This window comes from Thermocatellispora tengchongensis (genome assembly GCF_014202315.1).
In the GTDB taxonomy this organism is placed as follows: domain Bacteria; phylum Actinomycetota; class Actinomycetes; order Streptosporangiales; family Streptosporangiaceae; genus Thermocatellispora; species Thermocatellispora tengchongensis.
Genome location: NZ_JACHGN010000015.1, coordinates 268,544 through 281,709 on the forward strand (window position 1 = coordinate 268,544; position 13,166 = coordinate 281,709).

13 protein-coding genes are annotated in these 13,166 nt (G+C 71.1%); 1 reads left to right on the forward strand and 12 read right to left on the reverse strand.

Annotated features, from left to right (window positions below):
* Positions 1–16: 16 nt before the first annotated feature.
* The 10 genes from HNP84_RS32110 to HNP84_RS32155 form a co-directional block, all read right to left on the reverse strand.
* Positions 17–823, reverse strand: coding sequence for a hypothetical protein (locus HNP84_RS32110; protein ID WP_185053687.1), 807 nt, complete (start codon positions 821–823; stop codon positions 17–19).
* 3 nt (positions 824–826) lie between these two features.
* Complete coding sequence (locus HNP84_RS32115; protein ID WP_185053688.1) at positions 827–1,948, reverse strand: LLM class flavin-dependent oxidoreductase; 1,122 nt, start codon at positions 1,946–1,948, stop codon at positions 827–829.
* A 70-nt stretch (positions 1,949–2,018) separates the two neighbouring features.
* Positions 2,019–3,173 (reverse strand): acyl-CoA dehydrogenase family protein, encoded by a 1,155-nt coding sequence (locus HNP84_RS32120; protein ID WP_185053689.1) that lies wholly within the window; start codon positions 3,171–3,173, stop codon positions 2,019–2,021.
* A 26-nt stretch (positions 3,174–3,199) separates the two neighbouring features.
* A complete protein-coding gene (locus HNP84_RS32125) occupies positions 3,200–4,120 on the reverse strand; it encodes a cyclase family protein (protein ID WP_185053690.1) in 921 nt (306 codons plus the stop codon).
* Positions 4,121–4,130: 10 nt separating this feature from the next.
* Positions 4,131–5,054 carry an amidohydrolase family protein gene (locus tag HNP84_RS32130; RefSeq protein ID WP_185053691.1) on the reverse strand — a complete coding sequence of 308 codons (924 nt, stop codon included), beginning with the start codon at positions 5,052–5,054 and terminating at the stop codon, positions 4,131–4,133.
* Positions 5,055–5,081: 27 nt separating this feature from the next.
* Positions 5,082–5,879, reverse strand: a complete 798-nt coding sequence (locus tag HNP84_RS32135) for an enoyl-CoA hydratase/isomerase family protein (RefSeq protein ID WP_185053692.1) — start codon at positions 5,877–5,879, stop codon at positions 5,082–5,084.
* 70 nt (positions 5,880–5,949) lie between these two features.
* On the reverse strand, positions 5,950–6,954 hold the full coding sequence (locus HNP84_RS32140; RefSeq protein ID WP_246518976.1) for an ABC transporter ATP-binding protein: 1,005 nt from the start codon (positions 6,952–6,954) through the stop codon (positions 5,950–5,952).
* Between the two features lie 12 nt (positions 6,955–6,966).
* The gene (locus tag HNP84_RS32145; RefSeq protein ID WP_312926248.1) at positions 6,967–8,103 is read right to left on the reverse strand and encodes an ABC transporter ATP-binding protein; all 1,137 of its coding nucleotides are present in this window, start codon (positions 8,101–8,103) and stop codon (positions 6,967–6,969) included.
* The gene (locus HNP84_RS56340) at positions 8,100–9,020 is read right to left on the reverse strand and encodes an ABC transporter permease (protein WP_185053694.1); all 921 of its coding nucleotides are present in this window, start codon (positions 9,018–9,020) and stop codon (positions 8,100–8,102) included. The genes HNP84_RS32145 and HNP84_RS56340 overlap by 4 nt, the downstream gene beginning before the upstream one ends.
* Entirely contained in the window at positions 9,007–9,945 is a 939-nt protein-coding gene (locus tag HNP84_RS32155; protein WP_185053695.1) for an ABC transporter permease, read from the reverse strand. Before HNP84_RS32155 ends, HNP84_RS56340 begins: the two co-directional genes overlap by 14 nt.
* Positions 9,946–10,379: 434 nt before the next feature.
* On the opposite strand from HNP84_RS32155, the gene HNP84_RS32160 reads away from it, so the two are divergent.
* A complete protein-coding gene (locus HNP84_RS32160) occupies positions 10,380–11,069 on the forward strand; it encodes a GntR family transcriptional regulator (protein ID WP_185053696.1) in 690 nt (229 codons plus the stop codon).
* A 36-nt stretch (positions 11,070–11,105) separates the two neighbouring features.
* Here the strand turns inward: HNP84_RS32160 and HNP84_RS32165 are convergent, their stop codons facing one another.
* Both HNP84_RS32165 and HNP84_RS32170 read right to left on the reverse strand, forming a co-directional pair.
* Entirely contained in the window at positions 11,106–12,233 is a 1,128-nt protein-coding gene (locus tag HNP84_RS32165; protein ID WP_185053697.1) for an FAS1-like dehydratase domain-containing protein, read from the reverse strand.
* Complete coding sequence (locus tag HNP84_RS32170; protein ID WP_221337008.1) at positions 12,226–13,137, reverse strand: SDR family NAD(P)-dependent oxidoreductase; 912 nt, start codon at positions 13,135–13,137, stop codon at positions 12,226–12,228. Before HNP84_RS32170 ends, HNP84_RS32165 begins: the two co-directional genes overlap by 8 nt.
* Positions 13,138–13,166: the final 29 nt, after the last annotated feature.

The following is a 13,166-nucleotide window of genomic DNA, read 5'->3' on the forward strand; positions in this document are numbered from 1 at the left end:
CCGCCGCCCCCGCGCCCTAGCGGATCTTGGTAGTGCCGAACAGCGCGGGCCGCACCGGGTCGGACACGAACTTGATCTCGCGGAAGGTGATGTCGGCCTGGCCGGCGACGGCCGAGACCGGGTAGACCGGCACCACACCGCCCCGCCCCCATGCGGAGGGCTCGAAGGCGTCGATACGGGGGCGGCCGAGGTCGGCGCGGTGGAAGACGTAGTCGGCGCCGGCCTGCACCAGCTTGGGTCCGTCGGGGGTCACCGCGAAGTTGATGTTGGCGTTGAGCCCGAACGACCCGCCGTTCGTCGGCACGGGCTCCACCATCCTGACCGCGAGCGCGCGCGTGCCGCCGGCGACGACCTCCAGCCGGGTCTCGTCGTGGAAGCGGCGCAGCTTGACGTCGTCGCACACGCGCAGCCGGAAACCCCAGCCCCGCGCGAACTCCGCTGCCGCCTCTGCGTTGTCGATGTAGCCCTCCACCAGGAAGACCCTCGGCCGGAATCCCGCGCGGCAGACCAGGCGGGTCTCGGCCATGGTCACCGGTCCCCACGGCGTGTCGGGCAGGTGCAGGCCGCGCCAGCTCACGAAGCTTGGGTTGGTGGGGGCGAGAGCGGGCGGGATCAGGCCCTGGAGGCTGCCCATGGGGATCTCGGCGAAGACCTGGATCATCTCCGCGCGCTCGAAGGTGACGGGCTCGACGTCGAGGTGCGGCATCTGCGGGGCCCCGTCGAGCAGGAGGCCGGGGTCCAGGGTGCCGAACTCGGCGTACTCGGCGATCTCCTTGATCGTGTCCGCGCCGCCGGTCACCTTCGGCGCTTGCTGGGTGGTCACTGCTCAGCGTCCCTTCACGACGGCGCCGACGGGGGCGGCGAGTTCCTCGGCGGACTTGAAGGCGGGGATGACGTACTTGCCGAAGGTGCGCAGGCTTTCCATCACGTCCTCGTGCGGCAGCACCTCGGCCGCCTGGATGACGAAGTTCATGCCGTCCACGCCGATGTTCTCCCAGTGCTTGATCACCGAGATGATCCGGTCGGGGTCGCCGATGGCCAGGCCCTCCGGGATGCCGGACTTGTCGCCGGGGCCGAGGGCCTCCTGCCGCAGCGTCGGCAGGAACCCGCCGATCTGGTACAGCGGGGAGGGGTAGACCTCCTTGACCGCGACGGTGTGGGCGGTGTTGTGGTTGAAGGTGTCGAGCATGGTGCGGCCGGCCTTGGAGGCCCGCTCGCCGTCCACCCCGCAGTGCATGAAGTTGACGATCTGGACCTGCTCGTTGACCAGGGGACCGATCGGCTCGCACTGCCTGATCCGCTTGCGGTAGTTGCGGATCTTCTCCTCCTGGGCGGCGTAGTTGCCGATGCTCAGGCCGAAGACGCCCAGGCCGCGGTCGGCGGCGTCGTACTCGGTGCCCTGGCTGGTCACCGCGACCCACAGCGGCGGGTGCGGGTCCTGCAGCGGCTTGGGCACGATGGCGCGCTCGGGCATGGAGAAGAAGCGGCCCTGGTGGGAGAACGTCTCGTCCACCCACATCTTCGGCAGGGCGCGGACGTACTCGTCCCAGGACTGCTTGGTGTCGTGCGGCTCGGCGCCGTAGCCGCCGAGTTCGAGCCAGGTGTTGGAGCGCCCGGTGCCGATGTCCACCCGGCCGTTCGAGACGATGTCGAGCACCGCGGCGCGTTCGGCGATGTGGGCGGGGTGGTTGATCGGCGGGACGCACACCACGATGCCGTGGCCGACCCGGATGCGCTTGGTCATGACCGCCGCCGCGGTGAGGAAGACCTCCGGGGCGGTGCTGTAGGAGTGCGGGGAGGAGAAGTGATGCTCGACCGCCCAGACGTGGTCGAAGCCGATCTCGTCGGCCAGCCTGATCTGCTCCAGGGCGTTGTCGTAGATCTTCTTCACGTCGGCACGGGAGGAGTGGGGCGGGCCGCCCAGCTCGAACAGTAGACCGAATCTCATGGGAACCTTCCAGTCGCGCGGCCACGGGCCGCGTGGTGTCGATGTGATCCTCAGGCGGCCGGATGCCCCATCAGGCGAGCCGTCCCGTCGTGCGGAACTCCTCCAGCCGGCGCTTGCCGACGATGACGCGCTGCAGCTCGATCACGCCCTGGCCGACCTCGTAGAACTTGCCCTCGCGGTAGAGCCGTTCGAGCACCATCTCCTGGGTCCAGCCGTAGGCGCCGCACACCTCCAGCGCGAGCCCGGTGACCTCCCTGGCCATGCGCGCCGCCACAATCCGGGTGCTGGCCGCCAGCCGGGACACCGCGGGGTCGCGCCGATCGACGGCGGTGGCGGCGAGGCGGACGAGCGCCCGCGCCGCGTCCACGGCGGCCGACATCTCGCCCAGCGTGCTCTGCACCGTCGGGAACTTCGCCCCGATGGGGTCGCCGCGGTGCAGTCGCTCGCTGGCGTACCGCACCGCCTCCTCAAGGGCGCGCCGGCCGATGCCGACGCAGATGGCGCCGGCGCGGACCTTGGCCTCGGCCTCGGTGGCCACCATGATCGCGAAGCCCTGGTCCGGCTCCCCCAGCAGCGCCGACTCCGGGAGCCTGAGGTCGTGGAGGGTGACCGGGGCGGTGCCCTGACCGCCGAAGGCGAGCATCTTGATCGGCGCGCCGGGCTGCCAGCCGGGTTCGGAGGTGGGCACCAGGAAGGCGCCGAGCCGATCGGGCGTCGTGCGGGCGAAGACCAGGGCGACATCGGCGTACGCGGCGAAGGAGGTGAACATCTTGGCGCCGTTGAGCACCCAGCCGGAGCCGTCGCGGACCGCCGTGGTGGTGATCTGGCGGGGGTCGGACCCGGTCTGCGGCTCGGTGAAGGACCAGGCGCCCATGGCGCGGCCGGCGACGAGGTCGCGGCCCCACTGCTTCTTCTGCTCCTCGGTGCCGAAGCGGGAGATGGCGCCGGCCACCTGCACGGTCGGGCCGGGGTAGAGCGCGGCGACGGCGCCCGCGACGGCCACCTCCTCCACGCCCGTCACGTAGGTCAGGTACGAGCCGCCGATGCCGCCGTCCTCCTCGGAGAACGCCAGCGAGGGCACGCCCAGCTCGCACAGCAGGGACCACAGCTCGGGGGAGAACTCCTGGGTGCGGTCCACCCGGGCGGCCAGGGCGGCGATCTTCTCGGTGCCGGCCCTGCGCAGCGTCTCGACGATCTGCCGGACGTCGGTGCCGGTGACGGTCATGTGGTCCTCCTCGTGTCGGGCCGTCTTCAGAGCACCGCGACCGGTGCCACGGGGCTTCCTGTGCCGCCGCGGATGCGCAGCGGCGCGACCAGGAACAGGAAGGCGGTCGCGCCCGTCTCGGCCAGTTCCTCCAGGTCGAGGAACTCCAGCAGGTAGACGCCGCAGTCGCGGATCAGGAACTGGTGCACCGGGCAGACGGTGCCGGGGGCCCACGGGATGACCTCCACGCCGGAGGTGTCGGCGCCCACGAGCGCGACGTCCCGGCGGGCCAGCCACTCGGCCGCCTCCAGCCCGATGCCCGGGCGGTCGCCCAGGTACGCCTCGCGGTCGGCCCGCCACATCCTGATCCAGCCGGTGCGCAGCAGCACGGCGTCGCCCGGTTCCGGCGTCACCCCGGCCCGGCCGAAGGCCGCCTCCAGCTCCGCGGCGCCGATCTCGTGCCCGGCCGGCAGGTGAGGCATCCCGGCCGCCGCGGCCAGATCGAGCAGGACTCCCCTGGTCACCATCGGCGGCGCCTTGTCGATGCCCAGCCTCCGCATGCCGGAGCTGCGCACCGTCCGCTCCTCGAAGCCGTTGTAGAGCCGCTCGCCGTACCAGGCGTGGCCCAGCGCGTCCAGGTGCGTGGTCGCGCCGTGCACCCGCAGGCTCACGTAGTCGGTGGCGGCCTTGAAGCCGCCCGGCGCGGAGGCGCCGGCAGCGTAGTCGCCGGCGTCACGCAGCATGAAATGCTCGTAGCCGTGCCGCGTGGACGGCGCGTCGCGGTCGCCGATGACCTGCGCGAGCGGCACGGCCCGGCCCCGCTCGGGCAGGCGCAGCGCACGCAGCACCTTCTCCGGGGTGATCAGGTTGGCCGCGCCGGCCTCGTCGCCGGTGCCCCAGCGGCCCCAGTTGGAGTACTCGGGCCGCGCGGGCTCCCCGGGGCCGTCCGCGGCGCGCGGTCGGAACACCTGCGCGCTCTCAGATGGCCGTGCGGTCGAGGATGCCCTTCATGTTGGAGTACATGAACTTCTCCAGGACGTCCTCGGGCAGGTCGAGATGGCGCGCGTCGGTGGTGGCCTTCTTCAGGTTCAGCAGCGGGTAGTCCGTACCGAAGATCACCTTCTCCGCGCCGGGCTGGCCGTGCCACTTGCCGCCCAGGAACTCCAGCAGCTCCTTGGGGTAGCGCTTGGGCGACCAGGCCGAGGTGCAGATGTACAGGTTGGGGTGCTTGGCCGCGAGGTGGGTCATCATGCCCGCCCACGGGTCGCCGATGTGGTGGCCGACCACGATCAGGTCGGGGAATGCCAGGCACACGTCGTCGAGGTGGAGCGGGTAGTTGGGCAGCGTGGGCCACAGCGGGCCCGGCATGCCGATGTAGGAGAAGACGAACAGGTTCAGCTCGACGCACTTGGCGTACAGGGGGTAGTACCACTTGTCGTTGGGCGGGGTGCCCCACGGGCTGGGCAGGATGTGCACGCCCTGGATGCCGTACCTCTCCTTGTGCTCGGCGAGGATGCGCGGGTTCTCCAGCAGGTCCCAGTACGACCCCGGGCCCTGGCGAGGCGGGATCAACGTGCCGGCGTGCGCGAAGCGGCCGGGGTACTTCTGGATGATGTCGTAGTGCTCCTGCACCCGGGCGTCGAGGCCCTTGCGGTCGGTGTGGTAGTAGAGCGACGCCTGGAACACCGCCGACTCCACGCCGACCTCGTCCATCTCGGCGATGGTCTGCTCCATGCCCGCCTCGGCGGTCCGCGGCGCCTCGCCACCCTGCTGGAAGGTGCGCATGACCCGGTTGCGCATCGGGTCCTGCAGCCACGAATCCCGGTCGCCGAAGGTGTCGGGGGTCGTCGCGGCCCATCCCGGGTGGAAGAACGCGTCGATAACCGGTCCTGTGTACGCCACGATGCCTCTTCCTGTCGATGATGTCTGCTACTGGGGGCCGGGCGAGGAGCCGTTCCCGGTGGTCCGGGCCCGAGCCGAGGTGATGCCGTCGTACACGCGCCGCAGGAAGCGCCGATACTCCCCCGACGCCGCTGCGGCCTGCTGCTGGACTCCCTCCGCGCGCACCACTGACGGCAACTCGGCCATCGAGGTGCTTTCGAGCAGGTTCTTCACCAGCGCGAGGGTCGCCCCGGGCGACTGGCGCAGCTCCGCCAGCAGCCCGTCCACACAGGCGTCGATCCCGCCCGGCTCGGCCAGGCGGGCGATCATGCCGCGCTCGTGCGCCTCCGCCGCGCCGATCCACCTGCCGCTGAGCAGCAGGTCGCGGGCGACCGCCGGGCCGAGCAAGCGGGGCAGCACCAGGCTGGTCCCGGCGTCGGGCATCAGGCCGAGGTGGGCGAAGGTGAAGCGGAACCGGGCGTCCCGCTCGGCCACGACCAGGTCCGCGGCCAGGGCCAGTGCGGCGCCGGCTCCGACCGCGGCCCCCTGGACCGCCGCGATCACGATCTGGTCGGCCGCGCGCATCGCGAGCACGGTGCCGGTCATGCGCCGCCAATAGTCGGCGACGTAGTTCTCCGGCAGCCCCTCCTTCAGCTCGGCGAGGTCGCCTCCGCTGGAGAACGTGCGGCCGGCGCCTTTGATCACGATGAATCGCACGTCCTCACGGCTGCGGAGGTCCTGCAGAACCGCGGCGAGCGCGTGGTGCACCGCCCGCGAGACGGCGTTGCGCGCCTCGGGCCGATCGAGGACGACGTGGGCGACGTCGCCCACGACATCCGATCGCACATGACTGCTCTCCACAGTCCTCCCCGCTCGATCGTAGGTATGATCCATCATATCTGATCAAACATCAAATTCAAGCCTCCGGCTGGCGGGAAAGGTCCGCGGCCTGCAACGGGAAATGGCACGCGACCGCGTGACCCGGCCGGATCGCGGTGAGTGGCGGCTCCTCACGAGCGCAGACGTCGTTGGCCATGGCACACCGTGTGCGGAACCGGCACCCGCTCGGCGGATCCACCGGTGAGGGTGGATCGCCCGCCACGACCCCCTCCGGCCGCCGGGCGCCGGGATCGGGCCTGGGCACCGAGTTCAGCAAGGCGAGCGTGTACGGATGCGCGGGGCGGGAGTAGAGCTCGCCGGCGCCGGCGATCTCGACCACCTTGCCGAGATACATCACCATGACCCGGTCGGAGACGTTCTTCACCACCGCCAGATCGTGCGCGATGAACAGCACGGCCAGGTCGAACCGTTCGCGCAGGTCCTCGATCAGGTTCAGCACCGTGGCCCGCAGCGAGACGTCGAGCGAGGACACCGGCTCGTCGCACACCAGCAGCCGCGCACCCGCCACGAGCGCCCGCGCGATGGCGACTCGCTGGCACTGCCCGCCGGACAGCTCGGTCGGATGGCGATCGCCGTAGTCGGCCGGATCGAGGCCCACCGCGCGCAGCATCTCCTCCGCCTTCGCGGCGCGCTCGGCCCGGGTGCCTCTGCGCCAGATCGTCAGCGGCTCGGCCACGATCTGGCGGATCTTGCGGCGGGGGTTGAGCGAGGAGACCGGGTCCTGGAAGACCATCTGCAGCTCCGGGCGCAACCGCCGCAGCGAGGATCCGGGGAGCCGGGTCAGGTCGGTGCCGTCGAACTCCACCGTCCCGGACAGGGGGCGCGGCATCTGCAGGATGGACCGCGCCATGGTGGACTTCCCGCACCCGGACTCCCCCACCACCCCGAGCGTCTCGCCCCGGTCCAGCTCGAACGAGACGCCCGACACGGCGTGCACCGTTCCGGCGCGGGTGTGATACTCCACGACGAGGTCCGCCACCCGCAGCAGCGGCCGGTCCGCGTCCTGATCAGCATGCGTCATGGCCATGCTCCCTCATCGCTCCCTCATCGCTCCCTGATCGCTCCCTGATCGCTCCGTCGTCTCCGTGCCCGCGGCGGCCGACGACTCGTACTCCGGTGAGCCGACGGGATACCAGCAGCGATAGCTGTGCTCGGGATCGTCCGCCTGAACGAGCGGCGGTTCCTGCTCCCGGCACTTGCGCCGCGCCGCGGGGCACCGATCGGCGAAGCGGCACCCGGGCATCGGCACGGCGAGGTTGGGCGGGTGTCCCGGGATCGCGTTGAGCCGGGTGTGGCTGGGCTCCTCCAGCCGGGGCAGCGCGTCCAGCAGGGCCCGGGTGTAGGGCATCATGACGTTCGCGAACAGGGTGCGCGTCGGCGCCGTCTCCACGATGCGCCCGGCGTACATGACGGCGATGCGGTCGGTCCTGGTGGCCACGACGCCGAGATCGTGGGTGACCAGGACCATGGCCATGTGCCGCTCGGCCTGCTGGCGGCCCAGCAGGTCCAGGATCTGGTGCTGCACGGTCACGTCGAGCGCGGTGGTCGGCTCGTCGGCGAACAGCAGCCGCGGATTGCCCGCCAGGGCGATGGCGATCCCCACCCGCTGCCGCATGCCGCCGGAGAGCTGGTGCGGGTAGGCGTGCATCCGCTTGGCGGGCTCCGGTATGCCGACGCTTCTGAGCAGCTCGACGGACGCGGCCTCGGCCTCCCCGCGCGACAGTTCCGGACGATGCCGCCGGACCGTCTCGGAGATCTGCCGGCCGATCCTGGTGACCGGGTTCAGCGAGGTCAGCGGGTCCTGAAGGACCATGGCGATCTCGCTGCCCCACATCTTGCGCAGTTCCCTGCGCGGCAACCGCACGAGGTCGCGGCCGGCGAACATGATCCGGCCGGTCCGCTCGACCCGCTGTCCGGGGGCGATGAGCCCCATCACCGAGCGGGCGAACACCGACTTGCCCGAGCCGGACTCGCCGACGATGCCCAGGGTCTCCTCGGGGCGCACCGCGATCGAGACGTGGTCCACCGCGCGGACCAGACCGCGCGGGGTGTGGAAGCCGGTGCACAGGTCGACGACCTCCAGCAGCGGGGCCGCCGTGGCCGGGGAGGCGGCGGCGTCCGGTGCGGGGCCGGCCGCGCTCACGGGGTTTCCCGTCGGCTTGGCGCTCACAGCGACACCTCCGACCGTCCGGACGTCTTGTTCCGCAGCCGGTCGCCGATGACGTTGAAGGACAGCACCGTCAGCAGCAGGACCAGGGCGGGCAGGGCCACGATGTGCGGGCTCGACGACAGGAGCTGGCGGCCGCCGGCGATCATGCTCCCCCAGCTCGGCGTCGGCGGCTGCAGGCCGAAGCCGAGGAAGCTGAGCGAGCCCTCGGCGACCATGACCACCGCGACGACCACGAAGGCGTACGCCAGGACGCTCGGCAGCACGTTGGGGAAGACCTCCCTGGCCAGGGTCCGCAGCCGGCCCGAACCGAGCACCCGTGAGGCCAGCACGAACTCGCGCTTGGACCACATCAGCGTGTTGGCGCGGGCCAGGCGGGTGAAGGTCGGGACGAAGACCGAGCCGAGGCCGATGATGAGCACGGTGGCCGTGGCCCCGCGCACGGCGACGAGCACCATGATGAACACCAGTGCGGGGAAGGCGAGCACGAGATCGACGACCGCGCTGATGACCGCGTCCACCCACCCGCGCAGATAACCGGCCAGAAGGCCGAGCAGCATGCCGGCCGAGAGCCCCAGCAGGACCGCCACCAGGCCGACCTGCAGCGACGCCCTGGCCCCGTGGATCAGCCTGGCGAGCATGTCCCGGCCGAGCTGGTCGGTCCCCAGCAGATGGCCGGTGACCGGCCCGGACGCGATGTGCTCGTAGTCCGGCACGGTCGGGTCCGGAAGCGGCAGCAGCGGCGCCAGCAGGGCGCTCAGCGCGACCAGGCCGATCCAGGCGGCCGACAACCACATGCCCCAGGGGCGGCGGCGGACGGGCCGGTTCCCCGTGGCCGGACCGGGCGCCCGCGGAGCGGGGCTCGCGGGGCGCAGCGTGCCGGTCGCCCCGCCGGTGGCGTTTTCATCAGGAGTGTTCACTGCGGACCCTCGGATCGAGTAGGACGTACAACAGGTCGATGGCCGCGTTCACCAGGACGTACGCCACGGCGATGACCGCCACGACGGCCTGGATGGTCACGAAGTCGCGCGCCGTGATCGAGTCCACGAGCAGACGTCCGAGCCCGGGGATCGCGAAGAGCGTCTCGACCACGACCGCGCTGCCGATGAGCCGGGCGGTGTTGATTCCGGCGAGGGTGACCAGCGAGAACGACGACGGGCGCAGCGCCTGGCGGATCAGGATGTTGGCCGAGGACATGCCCTTGGCCTGGGCCGCGAGGATGAAGTCCTCCCGCATGGTCACCTGCATGTCGTTGCGCAGCAGGCGCTGGTAGACGCCGGCGGGTTCGAGCGACATGGCCAGGGCGGGCAGCAGGATGCTCTGCAGGTTGGCGGCGAGCCCGTCGCCGAGTGGCCGGTAGCCCGACGCCGGGAGCCAGCCGAGGTGGACGGCGAAGACGAAGACGAGGAACAGGCCCACGACGAAGTGCGGCGTCGAGATCGCCGCGAACGCCCACCCGGTGCTGACCCGGTCCACCAGCCCTCTGGGCCGGTAGACGCCGTAGATGGCCGCGGCGAGCGCCATGACCAGGGCGAGGACCTGCACGAAGACCATGAGCTGGATCGACACGGGCAGTCGTTGCAGGATCGCCTCGGTGACCGGCTGCGCCGTGCGGTAGGAGGTGCCGAAATCCCCCTGCAACGCGCCGGTGACCCAGTCGGCGTAGCGGACCCACACCGGCTCGTCCAGCTTCAGCGTCGCCCGCAGTCGCGCGACCTGCTCGGCCGAGGCGTCCTCGCCGAGGATCGCCCGGGCGGGGTCCCCGGGCAGGAAGTCCAGCATCACCGAGACCAGGAAGGTCACGCCGACCAGCACCAGCGTCAGGTGCGCCAGCCGCTTGAGCATGAACTCCAGCCAGCCGGGCGCACGCCGGCGACGACGCGCCCGCTGCCGCCGGCGGGCCGGAGGCTGCGCTTTCGCGGATTCTTCAGGCGGTACCGCGACGCTCTTTCCCAACCGCGCCATCACATCGCTCCTCGAACCGGCAGCGGAAAGCCGCCCGATTGTGCGGGCCGTTCAGTGAAACCAGAATTTATATATGATCAAAAGGTTGCGCCGATGGCGCCCCTGCCCCATGCCGTGCCCGCCGCGCGACCTCATCCGGCTCCCGGCCTACCGGCCGTCGGACAGACGGGAGCCGGGCGACGTCATGTGATCAGAGCCACAACGTACCTACTGGCGTAACCGAAATCAAGAGTATGATGTCTGATCAAATATGTTGTGATGCGTCGATCACCCGGTCCTCGTCCGGGGGCGCCGAGCGGACCGAGGTGGAGAACATGGCCGGGACCGACTCCGCACGTCTGAAGAGGATGCACAACCGCCCCAAGCTGTCGGACGAGATCATCGAGAACCTGCGTCAGGCCATCCTGAGCGGCTCCTACTCCCGTGGAGCGAAACTCGGCCTGGAGGAACTGGCCGAGGAGCTGGGCGTCAGCATCATGCCGGTGCGTGAGGCGCTCATCGCCCTCGCCAACGAAGGACTCGTCGTCGCCGAGCCGCGGCGGGGCTTTCGCGCCTCGCCGCTGCTCCAGCAGGACCTGGACGACATCTTCGAGATCCAGGCCCATCTCGCGGGAATCCTCGCGGCACGGGCCGCGGAGGCGGCGACCGCGGAAGACGTGGCCACCCTCCGGGAGATCCACCGGCGTTTCGAGGAGCTCAGCCGCGAACCCGCCGGCGGCACGCGGTCCGCAGCGCTCGGCGAACTCAACACCGGCTTCCACCGGTACATCAACAAGCTGCCGCCCGGAGACCGGGTCAGGTGGTTCCTGCGGCTCACCAACAGGTTCGTCCGCCAGGACCTGTTCGAATCCGTTCCCGGCATGCTGGAAGGCGCGTTGCGGGACCATCCCCCGATCATCGAGGCCATCGCGGCCCGCGACAGCGCGCGGGCCCGCCGCCTGATGGAAGAGCACTTCGCTCAGGGGGCGAGCCTGCTGGGCTGCGCGCTCGCCGGCCGGCACTGATCAGCCGGCGAGCCGGTCACACAGCGGGGGTCACGGTCATCCGTAGAGCCCGTGCCCCGGATCCGCCTCCGGGGAGAAGAGGATGTCGTCGCCGAGCGGGTCGCCGCGGCGCGGCAACCGCACCACCGCCGTGCCGGTCGCCGTCGCCACCTCGTTCTGGTTCACGACCTCGATCTTGATCTCGGCCAGATGGCCGCCGGCGTCGTCGACGTACGTGCCGACCACCTCGCCGGTCACATGGTTGGTGTCGCCGACCAGGTTGGGGCGGCGGAGCCGGACGTCGATCGAACGCAGGTCGCCGTGATCCCCCATCCAGTCGGTGACGATCTGGGTCATCCAGCAGATCCGCTGCGGCCCGTAGTCGAAGCTGCCGGCCTGGGCCCTGGACTTGCGGGCGTACTCCGGATCCGCCCGCCCGCCGGCCCCCACGTCGATCGTGCCGCTGTCGACCTTCCTCGCCCGCTTCGTGCCCAGTGCGCCGTACGTGAAGATATACAGCTCGGTACGCGTATAGGTGCCCTTGTCCAGGCGCGGAAGCCGCTGTCCGACGTGGACCCCGTCGGCCCAGAGAGGCACCTCGCCCCGGCGCTCGCGCGTCCAGACCAGCGGGTCCGGCGCGACCTGGGAGTGCCGGCTGCGGATGCCGGACTCCACGCCCGTCCCCCGGTTGGCGAACCGGAGCATCCGGTTCGTCAACGTCGCCACCTTCTCCGCGCGGTGGTTGTAGTAGTCGGTCCGGCCCGTGCAGACGAGCGCGTCACCGATCTGCCGGAACTTGGCCCGCTCGACGCCCACCGGGGTCTCGATGGCCCGGACACGGTCGCCGAGCCAGATCGGCGCGTGCCACTCGATCGTGGCGCCGCCGTACAGGATGGTCAGGCTGTTCATGGGGACGCGGGCCGGCTCGATGTGGCCCCACATCGACGCGTTGGCGCCGAAGTTGATCGAGAACAGGAACGACGGCGGCGCCACCAGGTCGTGATACCGGCCGCGGGCGGCGTACGCCGGATCGCGCCAGAGCGGGTTGTAGTCGCCGACGCCGTCCGCGAAGCGCTGCAGCCACTCCGTCGTCACCGTCCGCCACGGGCGTGGCCGGAGCGGCTTGCCCAGCCCGCGCCGGTACTCCTCCTCGAACTCGTCGAGAGTGCGGATCCGGTCACTCATCGTCGTTCCCCCCTCCGCGGGGTACCGAGGGGCGGGCCATCAGCTCGCGCACCGCCGCGCCGGTGGTGTCCATGATCTGGCCGATACGGTCGCGGACGACCTCGGGCGTCAGGTCCGGGTCGCGTACCCCGGCGGTCTTGACCACGACCATGCGCGCGACCGATCCCCCGGACGCCGCGAGCACTTCGCCGCTGATCTCGCACGACTCGTGCGCGAGATAGGCCGCGACGGGCGCGACGAGGCCGGGCGGCATCGACGCCTTCATGTGCTCGGCGAATCCCGGCGGCAGGGAGTCGCCGTTGTGGTCCACCATCCGGGTCCCGGCGCCCGGGGCCAGGGCGTTCACCTTGATGCCGAGCGGATGTCCGGCCACCGCCAGGTTCCGGGTAAGTCCGAGCACCGCGCCCTTCGCCGATCCGTAATGCAGCATGCCCGGCACTCCCCACAGGGCGGCCGAGACCGTGTTCACCACCCGGCCCGCCCCCGACCGCTTGAGATGCGGCCAGGCCGCGCGCGCCATGAACAGCGACCCGAAGTAGTGGACGTCGATCTGGGCCCGGAACTCCTCGGCCGGCAGAGTCTCGAAGTCCCCGGTGCTGAAGATGCCGGCGTTGTTGAGGAGAATGTCGAGACGGCCGAAGCTCTCCAGCGCGACCGCCACGATCGCCTGTGCGCCCGCCTCCGTCGCCACCGACTCTCGTGTCGCCACGGCGGTGCCGCCCGAGGAGCGGATCAGGTCGGCGGTCGCGCCGGCCGGGTCCTCGCCGGTGGGCCGGCCGTCCACGGTCCCGCCGGAGTCGCAGACGACCACGGCGGCCCCGCGCCGGGCGAGCAGGAGCGCCTCGGCTCGGCCGATGCCGCGGCCCGCGCCCGTCACCACGGCGACCTTCCCGTCGAATCTCATCTCGGCCAACCCGGCCTCCGGGGGGATCG